15 protein-coding genes and 1 pseudogene are annotated in these 16,989 nt (G+C 71.7%); 4 read left to right on the top strand and 12 right to left on the bottom strand.

Features of this window, described 5'->3' with window-relative positions:
* Window positions 1–232: 232 nt before the first annotated feature.
* The 6 genes and pseudogenes from QSK20_RS08770 to QSK20_RS08795 all read right to left on the bottom strand — a co-directional run bounded on the left by QSK20_RS08770 (window position 233) and on the right by QSK20_RS08795 (window position 5,424).
* Entirely contained in the window at window positions 233–472 is a 240-nt protein-coding gene (locus QSK20_RS08770) for a hypothetical protein (protein ID WP_285788076.1), read from the bottom strand.
* Window positions 473–475: 3 nt separating this feature from the next.
* Window positions 476–853, bottom strand: coding sequence for a hypothetical protein (locus QSK20_RS08775; RefSeq protein WP_285788077.1), 378 nt, complete (start codon window positions 851–853; stop codon window positions 476–478).
* A 273-nt stretch (window positions 854–1,126) separates the two neighbouring features.
* Window positions 1,127–1,687 carry a helix-turn-helix domain-containing protein gene (locus QSK20_RS08780; protein ID WP_285788078.1) on the bottom strand — a complete coding sequence of 187 codons (561 nt, stop codon included), beginning with the start codon at window positions 1,685–1,687 and terminating at the stop codon, window positions 1,127–1,129.
* A 313-nt stretch (window positions 1,688–2,000) separates the two neighbouring features.
* Window positions 2,001–2,900: an NsdA family TPR-like regulatory protein gene (locus tag QSK20_RS08785; RefSeq protein ID WP_285788079.1), complete on the bottom strand. Its 900-nt coding sequence runs from the start codon at window positions 2,898–2,900 to the stop codon at window positions 2,001–2,003.
* Window positions 2,901–3,121: 221 nt separating this feature from the next.
* A pseudogene (locus QSK20_RS08790) lies at window positions 3,122–4,320 on the bottom strand (RtcB family protein).
* Window positions 4,321–4,665: 345 nt separating this feature from the next.
* Window positions 4,666–5,424: a peptidylprolyl isomerase gene (locus QSK20_RS08795; protein ID WP_502888875.1), complete on the bottom strand. Its 759-nt coding sequence runs from the start codon at window positions 5,422–5,424 to the stop codon at window positions 4,666–4,668.
* Window positions 5,425–5,627: 203 nt separating this feature from the next.
* Between QSK20_RS08795 and QSK20_RS08800 the strand changes: the two genes are divergently transcribed.
* Window positions 5,628–6,224 carry a peptide deformylase gene (locus tag QSK20_RS08800; protein ID WP_285788080.1) on the top strand — a complete coding sequence of 199 codons (597 nt, stop codon included), beginning with the start codon at window positions 5,628–5,630 and terminating at the stop codon, window positions 6,222–6,224.
* Window positions 6,225–6,269: 45 nt separating this feature from the next.
* Here the strand turns inward: QSK20_RS08800 and QSK20_RS08805 are convergent, their stop codons facing one another.
* Window positions 6,270–6,911: an FMN-dependent NADH-azoreductase gene (locus QSK20_RS08805; RefSeq protein ID WP_285788081.1), complete on the bottom strand. Its 642-nt coding sequence runs from the start codon at window positions 6,909–6,911 to the stop codon at window positions 6,270–6,272.
* Window positions 6,912–6,995: 84 nt separating this feature from the next.
* On the opposite strand from QSK20_RS08805, the gene QSK20_RS08810 reads away from it, so the two are divergent.
* Window positions 6,996–7,517 carry a MarR family winged helix-turn-helix transcriptional regulator gene (locus QSK20_RS08810; protein WP_285788082.1) on the top strand — a complete coding sequence of 174 codons (522 nt, stop codon included), beginning with the start codon at window positions 6,996–6,998 and terminating at the stop codon, window positions 7,515–7,517.
* Between the two features lie 54 nt (window positions 7,518–7,571).
* Here QSK20_RS08810 and QSK20_RS08815 read toward each other — a convergent pair whose 3' ends face one another.
* Window positions 7,572–8,552 (bottom strand): DUF1152 domain-containing protein, encoded by a 981-nt coding sequence (locus QSK20_RS08815; RefSeq protein ID WP_285788083.1) that lies wholly within the window; start codon window positions 8,550–8,552, stop codon window positions 7,572–7,574.
* Between the two features lie 147 nt (window positions 8,553–8,699).
* Between QSK20_RS08815 and QSK20_RS08820 the strand changes: the two genes are divergently transcribed.
* The gene (locus QSK20_RS08820; RefSeq protein WP_285788084.1) at window positions 8,700–9,242 is read left to right on the top strand and encodes a MarR family winged helix-turn-helix transcriptional regulator; all 543 of its coding nucleotides are present in this window, start codon (window positions 8,700–8,702) and stop codon (window positions 9,240–9,242) included.
* A gap of 34 nt (window positions 9,243–9,276) precedes the next feature.
* Here the strand turns inward: QSK20_RS08820 and QSK20_RS08825 are convergent, their stop codons facing one another.
* On the bottom strand, window positions 9,277–10,905 hold the full coding sequence (locus QSK20_RS08825; RefSeq protein ID WP_502888877.1) for an esterase/lipase family protein: 1,629 nt from the start codon (window positions 10,903–10,905) through the stop codon (window positions 9,277–9,279).
* Between the two features lie 181 nt (window positions 10,906–11,086).
* On the bottom strand, window positions 11,087–11,836 hold the full coding sequence (locus QSK20_RS08830; RefSeq protein ID WP_285788086.1) for a MerR family transcriptional regulator: 750 nt from the start codon (window positions 11,834–11,836) through the stop codon (window positions 11,087–11,089).
* Window positions 11,837–12,004: 168 nt separating this feature from the next.
* Here QSK20_RS08830 and QSK20_RS08835 point away from each other — a divergent pair, with 168 nt between their 5' ends.
* Window positions 12,005–14,275 carry an ATP-binding cassette domain-containing protein gene (locus tag QSK20_RS08835; protein WP_285788087.1) on the top strand — a complete coding sequence of 757 codons (2,271 nt, stop codon included), beginning with the start codon at window positions 12,005–12,007 and terminating at the stop codon, window positions 14,273–14,275.
* Between the two features lie 113 nt (window positions 14,276–14,388).
* Here the strand turns inward: QSK20_RS08835 and QSK20_RS08840 are convergent, their stop codons facing one another.
* Complete coding sequence (locus QSK20_RS08840; protein WP_285788088.1) at window positions 14,389–15,114, bottom strand: hypothetical protein; 726 nt, start codon at window positions 15,112–15,114, stop codon at window positions 14,389–14,391.
* 12 nt (window positions 15,115–15,126) lie between these two features.
* Window positions 15,127–16,902 (bottom strand): DUF4012 domain-containing protein, encoded by a 1,776-nt coding sequence (locus QSK20_RS08845; protein ID WP_285788089.1) that lies wholly within the window; start codon window positions 16,900–16,902, stop codon window positions 15,127–15,129.
* Between the last annotated feature and the right edge of the window lie 87 nt (window positions 16,903–16,989).

Genomic DNA, 16,989 nt, shown 5'->3' on the forward strand with positions numbered 1-16,989 from the left:
CGACTCAAGGACCGCGACCTCGGCCGCGTCCCCGCAGCCAGCAAGACCAACGACTAAAGATCAACCAAACCAAGGTGGTCCAGTTTCAGCCGGACCACGGTGGTCACGATTGAGGCGGCGTTGACAGCCATCGGGCTGCACGTCGAGCACGTTGGTGAAGATCGCGAAAACAACCACTGACCTCTTCGTCCCGAACTGCCGGCAAGGCGGTTGGACCTGGTGTCGTCCGAGGTCATCGGGCCTGTTGAGGGTCGTCTGGGTCAGGTGTGGTCGGTTCGGTTGCTGTACCTCGCAGCTGTACTCCTTCGGCGGTGCGGAGGACGTTGCGGGCGGCGGTCGCCACTCGGCAGCCTGCGGTTCGGCAGATCGGGCAGCGTCCGTCGGGTCCGGGTCGGTGGTCGCGGAGGATCGCGCGGGCGGTGAGGATCAGCCGGTTGCGGATCTGGGCCAGGGACAGGAACGGCGCGGTCACCGCTCAGCCCACCCCGAGGGTGGCGGCGAGGTGGGTGAGCGTTGTCGGGGCGTCGGGGTCGTGGGCGACCTGGGCGAGCACATCCCGGCCGGCTGGCCGGTGGCGGATCTCGGCCGGTGCGATCCGGTCGGCCTCCATCAGGACCCGGCCGGCGTTGACCGGGTCGTCGGCTTGGAGGTAGGCGCGGGCGGCGTCGATCAGGTGGGCGGCCCGGTGTTCGGCGGGTAGCCACCGCCAGCCGTCCCGTGTGGTCGCCTTCTCGTGCCGTGCCGTGCCGTGCCGCAGCCTCGCGGACTTCGCCCAACTCCACCGCTGTGGCGACCCGAGCCAGTTCCACGGCCGTCGGCCCGAACGCGGTGCGGTGGTGGTCGTGCCCGTCACCTACCCGGGCGGCCATGTCGGCGGCCTCGTCGATCAGGTCGGTAGCGGTGCGGTCGTCACCGGTGCGGGCAGCGGCCAGGGCGGCTTGAATCAGTAGGGTTCCGCAGAGGGACAGCTCGGGTGGGATGCCGTGCTCGATCACGGGCGGCGCGATGCGGTACGCGGCGGCCAGCATCAGCGACTTCGCCATCCTGGTTCGCCCTGACTCGCGCAGCACCTGGCCGAGCTGCACGGCAGCGGCAGCCACCAGCACCCGGTCACCGGTGGCGGCGATCATGGCCCGGTCGACCGCCAACCACGCCACATCGGGGCACCGAGCTTCACCAGCAGCGACGCGGTCACCCGGTACGCCTCCACCAGCGGCCCCCGACCCGCTCCGGGATCCTGGGCGTGGGTGCGCTGCGCGTCGGCCACCAACTCCGGCACCAGGTCGACGACCTGCGGGTAGCGGGCATGCTGGAAGGTCGTCCACACATGCGCGACATCCCGCGCCAACTCGTCGGCCGGCAAGACGGGATGGCGGGCCGCTGGGCGTGCCAAGGCGATCTCGTACGTCGACAGAGACGCCCGGATCCGCTCCACACCCTCGGCACGGTCGGCCACACCGGCCGGCTGGGCGTCCCGACCGAGCAACACCGCCGTGTCGATCCGCAACACGGCGGCGATGTCCTGAAGCGTCGACACCTTGTCCAGCGACCGGACACCCCGCTCAACCTTGTCCACCCAACTCTTCGACTTGCCGAGCCGATCGGCCAACACCTGCTGAGAGAGCTTCCGCCGCCCCCGCCAGTACGCCACCCGTCGCCCGACCGGCAACAGCTCACTGCTGTCCACGACGCCACCGCCGATCCGGAACGGCCCGAGGAGCCTCCTCGGCCGGTATCCGATCCGCTTCCGCCTGCGCGAGGAGCCGCTGCCGGGCGGCTTCCCTTTCTGACGCTTGAATCTGCTCGCCTCGGCTCTGCGTCGACTCGTGCTGCACATCGCCCACCTGCGCCTCCTTCGAGGAGGGCACGGCGGTGGTGCTCGTGGAAGGACCGATCACCGCCGCGCCGAACGAAGGGCGTAGCTCGCGGCCGTACCGGTGCTTCTCCTACGAGCCAGACCCGAGATCAACGTTCGGTGATCAGGCAGTGACGGTCGAGATTCAGCGCGTCCGCTCTCTACGTGCGGACAGAGCGCAGACAGCAGCCTCCGCCTGGTCGACGAGGCCGACCGTACGGGTGGCGCGTCCAAGTGTTCCGATGCGCTCGTAGACATCGAACGCTTCGCCGACCTCGCCGGTGTCCGCAAGCGCCGCCGCGAGACGCAGCAGGTAGGGCCCGGTCCATGCAGCACCGGCCGACTCCTCCGGCAGACCGGTCAGCCCGAGTCGCAGGTATTCGATCGCCTCCGCGTTCCGGCCGAGGAGCCGGTAGGCGAGTCCACGCTGCATCGCCAGGTAGGCCGCCGAGTGGAAGTAGATCCACGCCGGTTCCCGGTCGGGTGCCAGGCTGGCCGCCTCGGACAGGTCGACGGCGCGGTCGAGCAGATCGATGACGGGGCCCACTTCGCCGACCAGGGCATGGCCCCGAGCCTGCTGCTGGGTTGCGATGGCCCGCACTCCTGGACTCGCCGGCTGTCGAACCGCCGCTGCGGAAAGGGCGATGAGCGGACCTGCGCGCCGCTCCGACCAGGCCAAATGCCCCCGCATACTGAGGACCGTGGCGATCATGTCGGCGTTACCGGCCTCCGCGCCCCACTCCAGCGCAGTGCCGTACCAACGACCAGCGAGGCGGCGTCGATCGCTGGCCGCATACAGCCAGCCGCCGAACTGAGCCCACTGCGCGGCGAGGTCGACCACCTGTGACCGCAGCGCGCTCCCCGCCTCGGCAACGAGCGTAGTGACCAGGTCCAACTGGGTACGGATCGTCGGCAGCAGCGACGTGGCACCGAGTGTGTCTTCGAGCCGCCGGTGTGCAGCGAGCAACTGGCCCAGTGTGCGCAGGGTTGCAAGATCCACCCGGCGGGTAGCTGAGGCCGCACTGATTCCGTCGCGCGTCATCATGCAGGTGCTTCGGCACGCCGAGGTCTCGGTGACGATGAAGATCTACTCGCAGGCGTCCTCGGACGCCACCCGGGACGCGCTCAAGCGCCTCAGTGAGAGTCTGCGCTGACGCACTGCTACACAAAGCACTAGAGGGCACATCCGTCGATAGGATGTGCCCTCTTACCTCTGTCGGGGTGGCCGGGTTCGAACCGACGACCTCTTCGTCCCGACCGAAGCGGTCACCCCTTGACGCAGACCACCTGCTTCAGGTGGGCGACCACGTCGACCAGGTCCTCCTGCGCGCCATCACCTCGACGATGTCCTTGTAGGCACCGGGGATCTCGTCGACCACCCCGGGGTCCTTGCGGCACTCCACCCCGGCGGTCTGGGCGGCCAGATCCTCGGTGGTGAAGGTCCGCTTGGCCTGGCCGCGCGACATCCGCCGGCCCGCCCCGTGCGAGGCGGAGCAGTACGCGTCCGGGTTCCCCCGTCCCCGCACGATGTACGAGCCGGTGCCCATCGAACCGGGGATGATGCCGAGGTCCCCGGCACCGGCCCGGATCGCGCCCTTCCGGGTCACCAGCACCTCCACACCGTCGTAGGTCTCCTCGGCCACGTAGTTGTGGTGGCAGGAGATCGGCTCGTCGTAGCGCACCTGCGGCAGGTGCGCCCGCACCACGTCGCAGAGCAGCGCGAGCATGACGGCCCGGTTGCGCCGCGCGTACTCCTGGGCCCACCACAGGTCCCGCCGGTAGGCGTCCATCTCCGGGGTGCCGGCGAGGAAGACCGCGAGGTCGCGGTCGGCCAGGTCGGTGTTGTGCGGCAGACCCCGGGCCACCGCCATGTGCCGCTCGGCCAGTTCCTTGCCGATGTTGCGGGAGCCGGAGTGCAGCATCAGCCAGACCCGGCCCTCGTCGTCGCCGCCCTGCTCCAGGCAGACCTCGATGAAGTGGTTGCCGCCGCCGAGGGTGCCCATCTGGTACTGGGCCCGGTCCTTGAGCTGCCGGACCCGCCGGTCGAGGTCGTCGAAACGGCCCCAGAAGTCGTCCCAGCCGCGCTGCTCCAGGCCGCGTACCCGACGCGGGTCGACCATCCGGTCGTGCTTGGCGAAGCCGACCGGGATGGCCGCCTCGATCGCGCTGCGCAGCGGGGCGAGGTCGTCCGGCAGGTCCGACGCGGTCAGCGAGGTCCGTACCGCGGACATGCCGCAGCCGATGTCCACGCCGACGGCCGCCGGGGAGACCGCCTGCCGCATCGCGATCACCGAACCGACCGTCGCGCCCTTGCCGAAGTGGACGTCGGGCATCACCGCGACGCCCTCCACCCAGGGCAGCGCGCCGATGTTGCGCAGCTGCCGCAGGGCCTGTGCCTCGATGGCGTACGGGTCGGTCCAGACCCGGACCGGGGCCCGGGTGCCGGGCAGCGGGGTGAAGCTCATGGTCGTCTCCTGGAGGTCGGCTGGCAGGGCAAGGGTCGCCGGCCGGGCACGAAAAAGCCGCCCGACCCGGCTGGGGTGGGCGGCGGGAACGCCGTCACACGGGCGCTGTCACGCGCCGCCACCCCGGGAACGTTGCGGATAGCCCACGGCGCGGGCACGACGCGTCCGCGCGGGCACCGCGACCGGTCCACGCCGGCAGGGGCGTGGGTTTCCGGTACGGGGCAGGCGGGTCACGGTGACTCCTGAAGATCGTCGGTGGACGTGTGGTTCACGGTAGGGGCGCGCCCGGCGGCCCGCAACACATATCGCCGGGGCGGGACCGGTCCGGTCCCGCCCCGGGTGGACTCAGTGCCGGCGGACCGCCCGGTCGATGTCGACCGGCGCGGCGGGCGCGCCGTCGACGGGGGCGGGATCCTCGTCGGTCGGCGCGATGCCGGCGGCGGCGATCCGGTCCAGGGTGGCCAGTCCGGCCGGTTCGATCGAGCCGAAGACGGTGTAGTTCGGCCGCAGCGTCGAGTCGGACTGGACCAGGAAGAACTGGCTGCCGTTGGTGTCTGGGCCGGCGTTGGCCATGGCCAGGGTGCCCCGGGCGTAGAGGCGGCGCTCACCGGTCGGATCGGTCGGGACGGTCGGCAGGTCGGTGGGGAGTTCGTCGGCGTACCGGTAGCCGGGGCCGCCCGCGCCGGTGCCGGACGGGTCGCCGCACTGCAACACCTTCAGCGTCGGGTACGCGGTGAGCCGGTGGCAGGAGGTGTCGTCGTAGAAGCGGTGCCGGACGAGGTGCAGGAAGCTCTGCACGGTGCAGGGGGCCTGCTCACGGTCGAGGACCAGTGGGATCGGGCCCTGGTTGGTGCGCAGCGTGACGCGGACGGTCCCGTGGTCGGGGGTGCGGCGCGGGTCCGGGGGCAGCGGGACCTTCCGCGCGGGCGGGTCGTCCGGGGTGGCGGTGTAGCCGCACGGGCCCGGCGTGGTCCGGGCGGGTTCGGCCGCGCCGGCCGGCACGGCGACGCCGACGGTGCCGAGCAGCGCCCCGGCGACCAGGACGCCGCCGAGGAGTCGGGTCCGGGCGGGGGCGGCGGATGGTGGTCGGGGTGTGCGCGACACGGGTCCTCCTGCACGACGGTGAGCGGAAAGACCGCAGTCTATGGACTCGGTACCGGCTTGTCGACGCGACCTCCCACCGGAGACGGTGCCGGCGCCGGCACGTTCGATGACGGATACCCGACAGCCGGCGGGCGTGGTGGGCGGTGCGCCGGACGACGCAGAATCAGCCCGCCGGACCGGGGACGGACGGGAGCGACCAGAGGATGCCGACACCGAGCCAGCACATGATCGAGTTGGGCATCGTCCAGGAGGGAGCGGCGGTCCTGGCCCGCCCGGCGGCGCACTTCGCGCTGCCCGCCGAGACGCCGGACGCGCTGCGGGTGGTGGAGCGCCTGCGCGCCACGATGTCCCGGGTCGCCTCCGTGCACCTGTTCGCCAAGGGGATGGGGATGGCCGCGCCGCAGATCGGCGTCGGTCGCGCCGCCGCGGTCGTCCGGGCGCCGGACGGCGCGGAGCTGGTCCTGCTCAATCCCCGGGTGGTCGACGAGTCCCCGGAGGTCGACGAGCAGTTCGAGGGATGCCTGAGTTTCTTCGACGTCCGGGGGCTGGTGCGGCGGCCGTCCCGGATCGAGGTGGCCCACCAGGAGGTGGACGGGCGGACGACGGTCACCGGGTTCCGCGACGGGCTGGCCCGGCTGGTGGCGCACGAGGTCGACCACCTGGAGGGGCGTCTGTACCGGGAGCGGATGCCGCCGGGGGTCGAGGTGGTTCCGGTGTCCCGGTACCGGGGCACCGGGACCGGCTGGTCGTACGGCACCGCCGTACGACCAGCCGACCGGCGGGCTGCCGGGGGCCGGTGAATCGTCACGCGGCCCTCTCCGGAGTGATCGCCGGCGAGCGGCGGCTCAGGCGGCGTGGCGGTTCGCGAGCGTCACGCCGGCCCCGGCCGCCGCCTCCTCGGCGTTCTTGCGCATCATCGCAGCGATCTCGGAGAACTCGTCGAGGGCCGGGTTCACGCCGACGAGGGTGAACTCGCGCTCGACGACGGTGAGGTCGGCGCCCCAGACGTCGACGAGGATCCGGCGGAGGTAGTCGCTGTTGTGGTCCCAGCCCTCGCGCGGGGTGCCCGGGCCGTAGGCGCCGCCGCGGGTGGTGACCAGGACGGTCGGCGTCCCGTCGAGCAGACGGGTGCCCTGGGGTGCGCCGACGCAGGCGAGGTCGATCCAGCTCTTCGCGTGCTGCGAGATGCCGTAGTTGTAGAGCGGCAGGGCGAGCACGGCGCTCGTGGCCTGCTGCAACTCGGTGGCGATCCGCTCGGCGGTGGCGAGCGCCTCGCGCTGGGCGGGGGTGCGGTCCCCTTCGGGGGTGTAGCTGCCGGAGATCGCGGCGGCCCAGGCGTCTGCGGGCAGGGGGTCCTGACCGAGGTGCCGGCGCACGACGGGCACCTCGGGGCGGGCGGCGGTGAACGTGTCGAGGACGAGGTCGGCAAGTGCGCCGCTGGCGGAGCGGTCGCCCTGGATGCTGGCGTCGACGCGGAGCAAGGACATGCGGATCTCCCGGTGCTAGCTTGAATGTTCAAGTGGAGGCTACCACGCTCACTTGAACATTCAAGCGGCCGTAGGATTGCTTCTGTGACCACCGACAGCACCAGCGAGACCGTTACCTCGGACGACGTGCCGTGGCTGTCGCCCGACCAGCAGCACCACTGGCGCGCCCTGATCGAACTGCTGGCGACCCTGCCGTCGGCGCTCGACGCGCAGCTCAAGCGGGACGCGGGCGTGAACGGCTTCGAGTACCAGATCCTCGCCGCCCTGTCCGAAGCGCCCGACCGCACGCTCGGGCTCACCGAGCTGGCCATCTCGGCCCAGGGATCACTCTCCCGGCTCTCCCACGCGCTCACCCGGCTGGAGCGGTCGGGATGGGTGGAGCGGCGCCACCTCTCCGACGGTTGCCGGCGCGCGAAGGCCCTGCTCACCGACACCGGCTGGGCGAAGGTCCAGGAGATCGCCCCGGGTCACGTCCGTGAGGCGCGTCGTCTCGTCGTCGACGTGCTCACCCCGGAGCAACTCTCCGCGCTCGGCGACGCCGCCAGAGCCATCACCGCCGCCACGGCGCACGGGGCGAAGGCGTGCGGAGAGGTCGGCGACTGCTGACCGGCACCCCGACGGCTGTCCGGTCGCCGCCACTCTCGCCGAGACTGCGGCACGTCAGCGCTGGAAGTCGACGAAGCGGGTGAGCCCGACCTCGGGGATGCGTCCCAGTGCGCGGTAGGTCTGCACGGCCTCGTCGAGGGTGGTCGTGGGCACCAGGTGCTTGGCATGTTCGGCGACGCTGTCGGCCACCAGGTGCGGATCGAAGACCCAGACCGGGAGGCTGGCCGGCCCGACCCGGGCGACCTCGCCGAACGGGTTGCTCTTGAGGGTGCGGTGCAGCCCGAACTCGCCCCGGCCGGCCTTGAGCACCAGGCTGCCGACCGGGTCGTCGGCCTCGCCGTGCAGCGCGCCCACGCGCTCGATGGCCGGGTAGCTGGGGGCGATGACGCCGCGCAGCGCGCCGGCTCTGACCGCGGTGCTCAGGTTGCGGTCCAGCTCCTCGATCTCCATCTCGGCGTCGACGCCGTATCCGGCCAGACCGAAGTAGGCGCGGCGTTGCTGCTGGAGCAGGCCGGCGAGGGTGAGATGGTCGGCCAGCGAGGTCTGGGTCGGTCGGATCTCGTTGCCGGTGGACAGCGTGTCGGAGCCGACGTCGACGCTGACCAGCAGGTCGGCACCGTAGTGTGCGACGACCCGCCGCATCCCGTCGGCGACGCCCTGACCGCCGCCACGCAGCGAGATGAGGAACGCCTCTCCGCCGAAGTGGCGGGCGGCGGTCGCCTCGTGCGGCTGACGGCCGTCGATCTGCGAGTCCGCAGTGACGATGACCGCGTGCCCGCCGAGCGGCCTGGCGGGGCTGAGGTCGAGGGGCTGGTAGAAGTCCGGGCCGACGGTCATCCGCAGGGCGGTCTTCTGTTCACCGGCCGGCGGCCACCACTGGCAGGCGACGCCGCCGAGGATGACGCGCTGCACGCCGAGCCGGCCGAGCCAGTCGGCGACGAGGGAGGCGACCAGGCAGTCACTGCCTCCTCCGTGGCCCATGACCAGGGCGGTCCTGGACTCCAGAGCGGCTTCTTCGATCGTCGGTGTGGTCATTGGCCAGGTCCCTTCTCGGCAGCACGGCTGACCCGAAGTCAGGATCACGGACACGCAACGACATTAATTCGTACCTTTACTATCCTGCAAGGGGACGGGGTGACTAGACTTGCGCCGTGAGATCGTCCGCAGGGGTTGGGCACCGGGATGCCGCGAGCTGACGCGCCGCATGTCGGCCCCGTCGACCCGGCCGAGGTGGATGCGATCCCGTTGGAGGATCTGGAAGAGGCTCTGCGACACCACTCGGCCGGCAATACGCCTGGGTTTCTGTTGCGGCATGCCACGTTGCGTTGGCAGCGCCACGTGGCGGCCGCGCTGGCCGGGATGTCCATGACGCACGTGCAGTTCCTCGTGTTGGGCAGCACATGGTGGTTGGGGCGTCACGGGGAGGCGCCCCGGCAGCGCGACGTGGCCGACCATGCCGGCCTGGAGCCGGTGATGACCTCCCAGGTCCTCAAGGTCCTGCAACGGGACGGGCACGTGAATCGGATCCGGGATACCGCCGACGCCCGCGCCGTCCGAGTGATGGTGACGCCGCAGGGTCGTGACCTCGCCCGCCGCAGCGTCGTGATCATGGACCGGATCGACGCCGTGTACTTCGCCGAGGCGCGCGCCACGCCCGGTTTCATGGAGCAGTTGCGGGCGCTGGCCGGGCGCGACGTTGCCGGCAACCCGACCCAGCCCGCGTAGCGCCCGGTGCGGCAGCCAAGCAGCAGAGCCCTGCTCACCGCACCGTACGACAGATCCGGGTCGCGGAGAACGCCGGTCCGGATGGTGCTTTGGAGCGCCACACCGGATTCACGTTGACCGTCAGAAGGGGTGCCTGCCAGGCTGCCCCGAGCCGCTGTACCAGGCCGTACTCGCTCCTGACGTACTGGAGATTCGCTCCGGCAAGAAAGTCGATCACCTGGTCGTGGACCATCCGCTGGCCAAGTAACCCGACGTGGAGGGACGGCACCTCGACCACGGGGATCTGGGTGAACGGACCCGGTGTGGACTCCGCCGCGGTGACGGTCGGCAGGAAAGCGACCACTCGCACGCCTGGAATCGAACACATGGTCTGGAAGCGGTAGAACGGCGCGTCTTCTAACAGTGAACGGACGAATGGCTCATCCGGGTGGTCGCCGGTAGCGGAGACCAGGTTCGGGAGTGTGTACATGGCGCGTAGCAGCCAGCCGGTGGCTACTCCATAACCGGAGTCGGCGGTCGGTGGCGGGTAGTACGCCCGGCCGGTGCGGACCAGCGGGCTGAGCATCAGCAGCGCTGTCACCGGTGGCTTCGGGCTTCGTAGGTAGGTGCGGACCACCATCGCCCCCTCGCTCTCCCCGATCAGGGCGATCGGCCGGCCGGTCCGCCGGTGCACGGCCTCGACCTGCGCGGCGAGCAGCCGCGCGCTGGACTCCAGGGACTGGTGGGTGGCGTCCGCCCGGTACGGCAGCGGACGGCCACCCGGGTCCAGGCCGTGGTACGAGAATCGCTCGACGTTCGGATCCGCCGAGGGTCGGCCATCGTACGCGGAGTTGTGTCCGGCCAGCAGGATCACCGCATAGGGCACCCGCTGGGGTAACGGCTGGGTGAAGATCGGTGGCGAGAAGGTGTTCGCCGCACCGTCGCGCTGGGTGATTGCCTGCGCCACCAGGGGTATGGCCAGGACCAGCACCACGACGATCGGTACCACCGGCACCCGCCGCAACCGCACGTGGGAGGGGAGCACGGCCGCCCGCACGGTCCGGTTCCACATCAGGCCGTTGATCATCCCGACGGCCACGGCGACGGCCGGCGTCCACGCCTCGTCCGCGCTCCACACCAGGCCCCCGACGACGGTGATGGCCACGAAGTTGAGCAACGACCAGCCGGCCAGCTCCGCCGTCGGCAGGCCACGCCACCCGCCCGCACACACCGCCATCCGTTGCAGGAACGGGGCCAGTATCACCATGGGGATCAGCGAGGCGAACAGAACCCAGGACAGCGACACCACCGACGCGGCCACCGCGAGCGCAGCGAACGGCGCGACGATGGCAGCCGTCAGCGCCGCCACGCCGAGATTGCGCAGCAGCAGGACCCGCCGTGACGGCCGGGGCCTCCCGCCCGGCCAGGCCAGGCCGACCAACGCTGCGGACAGCGCCCCACGTACCACGATCGCCACCACCAAGCCGAGCCCGAAAGTCCACCAGGAATCGTGGTAGACCAACAGCCAACGCATGTCGTGGTAGGAGTCGTACGGCCAGACCGCCGAACTCTGCCCGATCAATCCCTCCGCCTGCCGGAACCCGATCGACACCAGCACGAGGGACTCGGCCAGCGGGACGACGGCGGCGACCCCGAGCAGTGCAAGCAGGCGCCGACGGCTCAGCACCCCTCCTCCTTCACTCAGGCGAGGCTCCGCACCAGATCCTTCCGCGTTCCCGATCTCGATGAGGACGCTTCGGCCAGACCCGTCCGACAGGCTGCACCAGAAAAGCGGAGCGACGTCGAACGTCGGGAGGAGCGCGGCGAGCCGGTGCGGGAGTGCGGCGTCGACGGCTCCGCGCCCGTCACGGGGATCGGGGCGCCGGGGCGGCCGCCCCGACCACACCCCGGCGCCGGAGGTAGTCGTACAGGGCCGCCGAGGCGGCCAGTCGGGTCAGGCTGCGCTGGTGCAGCTCCTGCTCCCGGCGGGCCAGCTCGGCCCGCACCCGCTGCGGGCTGCCGGTCGTGCGCAGTTCACCGAGCACCGACGCGACGATGTCGAACGGGTAGCCGCCCCGGCGCAGCAGCGCCACGACCTGGGCGGCACGCAGCTCGGTGGCGTCGTAGAGCCGGTAGGACGTACCCCGTTCCCGGACGGGTCGCAGCAGCCCGCGCCGTTCCCAGAGCCGCAGCAGAGAGGTCCGGACCCCGACCAGGTCGGCGACCTCGCCGATGCGTACGCCCCGGCGGCGGGCCGGCACGGTGACCGCCGGGCCGGCCACCACGGTGTCGAACGCGCCGAGCACCCGCCGGATCTCGGCGCGTTCCCGGTCCAGCTCGGCGTGGCCCCGGTCGATCGACGCCAGCGCGGTGGCCAGGTCTCCCGCGTGCGCCGCGGCCATGACCTCCCGGGTCCGGGCCCACCCGTGCCCCTCGGCCATCCGCCGGACGACCACCAGCGCCTCGGCGTGCGCAGCGGTGAAGATCCGGTAACCGGCGGGGGTGCGGGTCACCGGTGGGAGCACCCCGAGGTCGACGTAGTTACGGACCTGCTGCACCGAGATCCCGACGCTCGCCGCGAGGTCCACGGCGCGCAGCCGGTGCGGTTCCACCACCGGCCCACCCTAGCGCCTCTCCCCCGGTTGAGACTTTTCCGCCCATTCTTTCAGCGATCACCGGGGATCGTCCGCGAAACCCTCAACATGCTAATCAATGGGAGAATGTAATCCCGCCAGCTCATCGCGTAGCTCGGGCGGGACGCACCCTGCCCGGAAAGGGTGACCATGCAGCAGCCGACACGCGCCGCCGACAGCCACGACATGATCGAGGTACGCGGCGCCCGGGAGAACAACCTCGCCTCGGTCTCGGTCGACATCCCCAAACGCCGGCTCACCGTCTTCACCGGGGTCTCCGGATCCGGCAAGAGCTCACTGGTCTTCGGGACCATCGCCGCCGAGTCGCAGCGGCTGATCAACGAGACGTACACCGCCTTCCTCCAGTCCTTCATGCCGAGCATCGGCCGACCCGACGTGGACGCGCTGCGCAACCTCAGCGCCGCGATCGTCATCGACCAGGAACGCATGGGCGCCAACTCCCGCTCCACCGTGGGCACCGCCACCGACGCGTACGCAATGCTGCGGATCCTGTTCAGTCGGCTGAGCACCCCGTACGTCGGCACGTCGAGCGCGTTCAGCTTCAACACCCCGGACGGGATGTGCCCGACCTGCGAGGGGCTCGGCCGGATCTCCGACGTGGACGTGCACCAGCTCGTCGACGTGGAACGCTCCCTCAACGACGGCGCGATCACGGTGCCGAACTTCGGCGTCGACTCGTGGTACTGGCGGGTCTTCGTGCAGTCCGGACTGGTCGACCCGGATCTGAAGGTGCAGGACTTCCCGCCGCAGATGTGGCAGGACTTCCTCTACAAGGAGCCCACCAAGCTCAAGATCGATGGCAGCACCCTCAGCTACGAGGGGCTCGTGGTCAAGGTACGCCGGCTCTACCTGACCAAGGACCGGGAGTCGATGCAGCCGCACATCCGGGCGTTCGTGGACCGGGCGGTCGCGTTCACGACCTGCCCGGACTGCGGGGGCAGCCGGCTCAACGCCGCCGCCCGGTCGGCGCGGGTCGCCGGACGCACCATCGCGGAGTGCTCGTCGATGCAGATCGACGAGCTGGCCACGGTCGTCCGGGAGCTGACCGAGCCGTCCGTGGCGCCGCTGGTCGCGAGCCTCCAGGAGACCCTCGACTCGCTGGTGGAGATCGGGCTCGGCTACCTCAGCCTCGACCGGGAGTCGGGCACCCTCTCCGGCGGCGAGGCGCAGCGGGTCAAGATGGTGCGCCACCTCGGTTCCAGCCTCAGCGACGTCACGTACGTCTTCGACGAGCCGACCGTCGGGCTGCACCCGCACGACATCGACCGGATGAACGACCTGCTGCTGCGCCTACGGGACAAGGGCAACACCGTGCTGGTGGTCGAGCACAAGCCGGAGACCATCGCCGTCGCCGACCACGTGGTCGACCTCGGCCCCGGGGCGGGGCCGGCCGGTGGACGGATCTGCTACACCGGCGACGTCGCCGGGCTGCGCCGCGCGGACACGCTCACCGGGCGGCACCTCGACCACCGGGTCACCCTGCGCGAGCGGGTCCGTCCGCACCGGGGCCGGCTGGAGATCCGGGGCGCGGACCTGCACAACCTGCGGGACGTCGACGTCGACATCCCGCTCGGCGTGCTGACCGTGGTCACCGGCGTCGCCGGGTCGGGCAAGAGTTCCCTGATCCACGGCTCGCTGTCCGGTCGGGACGGGGTGGTGGTGGTCGACCAGTCCCCGATCCGGGGCTCCCGGCGCAGCAACCCGGCGACGTACACCGGTCTGCTCGACCCGGTCCGGGCCGCGTTCGCGCGGGCCAACGGGGTTCGCGCCGCGCTGTTCAGCGCCAACTCCGAGGGGGCCTGCCCGGCCTGCCGGGGCATCGGCCTGATCTGGACGGACCTGGCGATGATGGCCGGGGTGGCGTCGGTCTGCGAGCAGTGCGAGGGCCGGCGGTTCACCCGGGAGGTGCTGACCTACCGCTTGCGTGGGAAGAACATCAGCGAGGTCCTCGCGATGTCGGTCAGCGAGGCCCGGGACTTCTTCCCCTCCGGGCCGGCCCGGGTCGTCCTCGACCGCCTCGCCGACGTCGGCCTCGGCTACCTCGGCCTCGGCCAGCCACTCACCACCCTCTCCGGAGGCGAGCGGCAACGGCTCAAACTGGCCATCCACATGGCCGAGCGGTCCCGCGTATACGTGCTCGACGAGCCCACCACCGGCCTGCACCTGGCCGACGTCGACCAGTTGCTGGCCCTGCTGGACCGGCTGGTCGACGGCGGCGCCACGGTGATCGTCATCGAGCACCACCAGGCGGTGATGGCGCACGCCGACTGGTTGGTCGACGTCGGGCCGGGCGCCGGTCACGACGGCGGGCGGGTGGTGTTCACCGGCACCCCCGCCGACCTGGTCACGCGGGCCGAGACGGTGACCGCCCGGCACCTGCGGCGCTACCTCGACCGCTGAGTCGCGCCGGTCACGACGGCCCCGGCCGCGTCCCGTACCGGGGCCGCTGCGAAGGCGTCGCCCCGCCGGACCCGTCGGTCCGGCGGGGCGCCCTGCCGCGCGTCGGGTGCGCCTCAGCTCACCGTGTCCGTGCCGAACCGGTTGCGCCGCCGTAGGGCGAACGTCGTCAGCAGCAGCACCGCGCCGACGCCGACCAGACCGCCGCCGACCTTGAGCGGGGTCTCCAGGCTGCTGCCGGTCACCGGCAACGGGTCGTCCTTGCCACCCTGGTTGGGGCGCAGGACGGTCAGCGTGGCGGTCCCGACGTAACCGCCGGTGAGGCCGCGCGCGGTGATGGTGATCGTCCCGGGGTGACGCGGCCGGAAGGCGAACTGGAACTCGCCGTCGTCGTCGGCGCGGAGCCAGAAGACCTGCCGCGCACCGTCGGGGTGACCGTTCCACGGGCCCTTGCTCGGCACGTGCTCGGGGCCCTTCGGCCCGCCGGGCTGCGGGTCGGCGCGGTGGTACGACACCGGGGCGAACGCCACCGTGCTGCCGTCGCCGCGCCGGGCGGTCTCCTGTCCCGGCAGGCCGGCGGCGAGCGGACCGGTGGTGATCGTGATCTCCACCTGCTCCTCGTAGTAGTAGCCCCGGCCGGTCACCGTCGCGATCTCGCCGACCTCCACGGTGCTCGGCGAGACGGTCAGGCCCTGCTGCGGCGGCTGGTACGGCGGCGGTTGCGCGGACTGGGACGGTTGCGGCGGCGGTTGCGGCTGGGACAGGGTCGCCCCCGCAGCGCCCGGCATGGCCGCCGCGGCCATGCCGACCGCGATGGTCGTGATGATGCGGGATAGCCGCATGATGGATCCTTCCTACTGGTTACAGGGTGACGCGGTTTGGATGTGGGTGGTCCACGGAGTGGCGGTGGGGGTGAGCCGCAGCCCGGCCCCACCGGTGCCGCTCCGGTCGGTCAGCAGGTCGACCTCGAGGTTCCGGGTCTGACCGGGTCCGGTGTCGACGGTCGCGACGGCGACGTGACGGCGACGCTCGGTTCCGCTGCCCAGCGTGGTGTCGACGCCGTCCAGCCGGGCCCGCACGACCGCGCCGCCCGCCGGGCTGAACACGTGGACCAGGGTTCGGACGACGTACGGGTCGCCCGTCCGGCCGACGCCGAGCACGGAGGGCGTGAGCCCCGACCTCGGCGCCGAGGAGCGCAGCGACATCCTGAGCCGTAGTTCGCGTCGACCGTCCGGTCGGCAGGCGCCGACCGTCAACTCCGCGCCCGGTTCCAGGTAGTAGCCGAGCTTCGCGCCGCTGCCGTCGTTGAGGAACACGCCGACGGTCGGCTCGGCCTCCCGCTCCGGAAGCACGCCGGTCAACCGACTCTCGCCGAGCATCCGTTGCTCCTCCGGGTGGGCACTCCAGAACAATATCCGGCTTTCAGCCACAGATCGGTCGAAAGCCGACAAAAGTGGTTTAGGCGGCACGGATCTGGCGAGGAGGGTCTCGAACACCGCCGCCGCCGACCGGGCGAAGAACTCGTCCTGGCGCCGCAGGTCGAGCCTGAGGTAACTCTCCGACAGCAGCGACCGGACCACGTTCTCGCCGGTCAGGCGACCGAACCCGGGCACCTCGACCGGGCCGGTGACCGCCAGCAGGTACGACAGGGCGACCGGGTCGGTGGCCAGGACGCCGTCGACCGTCTCGCCGGTACGACGGCGGTACATCTCGTGGTAGAGCGCGGCGGCGGTCGGGAAGTGCGGAGTGAGGTTCACGTCCGCCGGCCAGATGCCCGGCAGGTCGGTGTAGAGGGCACGCATCTCGGGGCCGACTCCCGGCAGCGGCGGCAGGAAGTGACCGAGCTGGCCCGCCGTGCCCTGCCGGACGAGCCGGATCCGCCCCCGCTCGGCCCGGACGACCGCGTACGCGCCGAACATGCCCCCGGTGGCCCGCAACTCGGCGAGGTTCTGGGAGACCAGCAGGTAGTCCCGCCCCTCGGTGACGCCCAGCAACGGGGGCAGCAGCGTGGCCCCCCGACTCACCGCGCCGGTGAGTCCGGCCAGCCGGTCGACCTCGCCGCGCAGCTCGGTGACGGCCGCGTCGACCTGCCCGGTGAGGCCGCCGGTGGACAGCCCGCCCAGCCGGGTCCGGGCCGCCCGGACGACCTCGTCGGCCGCCGACAGCTCCTGTTCCGCCGCGCGCAGGCCGGTCAGGTCGAGTCGACCCTCCCGGGGCAGGAGGACGTCGAGGTCGACGTCGAGCAGCCGGGGGAACGCGTGCTGGGCCAGGTCGTCCACGGTGACCGCCACCTGACGGACGGCGGTCAGGTCGTCGCCCGCGAGCGGCGCCCGCCGGCCGAGCGCCCAGCCGGGATCGGCGGTCGCCCGCCGGGCGGCGGCGGCCCGTTCCTGGAGTTCCGCCAGGGTGCCCCGGCCGCCGTCGACGTCCCCGCCGGCCACCTGGACACTCAGCTCGCGCGCCAGCCCGGCGGCGCCGAGCAGGTGGTCCCGCGCCTGCCAGGCCCGGAACCCGACCCAGCCGACGGCGGCCAGCGCCAGCGAGAGCACCAGCAACCCGGCGAGCGCTGCTCGGCGCAACCGCGACCGGGACCGGCCGCGTGGCCACCACGGCGCTGCGCGTGTGGTCACCCCACCTCCAGGCAAAGGGACGAAAAGCGCTTTCTCCCCTGTTTTCTACCTGGCCCGTCGGATATTCGTGGCGTTTTGCGGAAGATT

The sequence above is a fragment of the Micromonospora sp. NBRC 101691 genome, assembly GCF_030269285.1.
Lineage (GTDB): Bacteria > Actinomycetota > Actinomycetes > Mycobacteriales > Micromonosporaceae > Micromonospora > Micromonospora echinospora.

Excerpts from the sequence above, each read along its gene's own strand:
- QSK20_RS08785 (WP_285788079.1), bottom strand. The coding sequence starts at position 2,900 with ATGATGACGCGCGACGGAATCAGTGCGGCCTCAGCTACCCGCCGGGTG.
- QSK20_RS08800 (WP_285788080.1), top strand. The coding sequence starts at position 5,628 with ATGCCGACACCGAGCCAGCACATGATCGAGTTGGGCATCGTCCAGGAG.
- QSK20_RS08805 (WP_285788081.1), bottom strand. The coding sequence starts at position 6,911 with ATGTCCTTGCTCCGCGTCGACGCCAGCATCCAGGGCGACCGCTCCGCC.
- QSK20_RS08815 (WP_285788083.1), bottom strand. The coding sequence starts at position 8,552 with ATGACCACACCGACGATCGAAGAAGCCGCTCTGGAGTCCAGGACCGCC.
- QSK20_RS08820 (WP_285788084.1), top strand. The coding sequence starts at position 8,700 with ATGCCGCGAGCTGACGCGCCGCATGTCGGCCCCGTCGACCCGGCCGAG.
- QSK20_RS08835 (WP_285788087.1), top strand. The coding sequence starts at position 12,005 with ATGCAGCAGCCGACACGCGCCGCCGACAGCCACGACATGATCGAGGTA.
- QSK20_RS08840 (WP_285788088.1), bottom strand. The coding sequence starts at position 15,114 with ATGCGGCTATCCCGCATCATCACGACCATCGCGGTCGGCATGGCCGCG.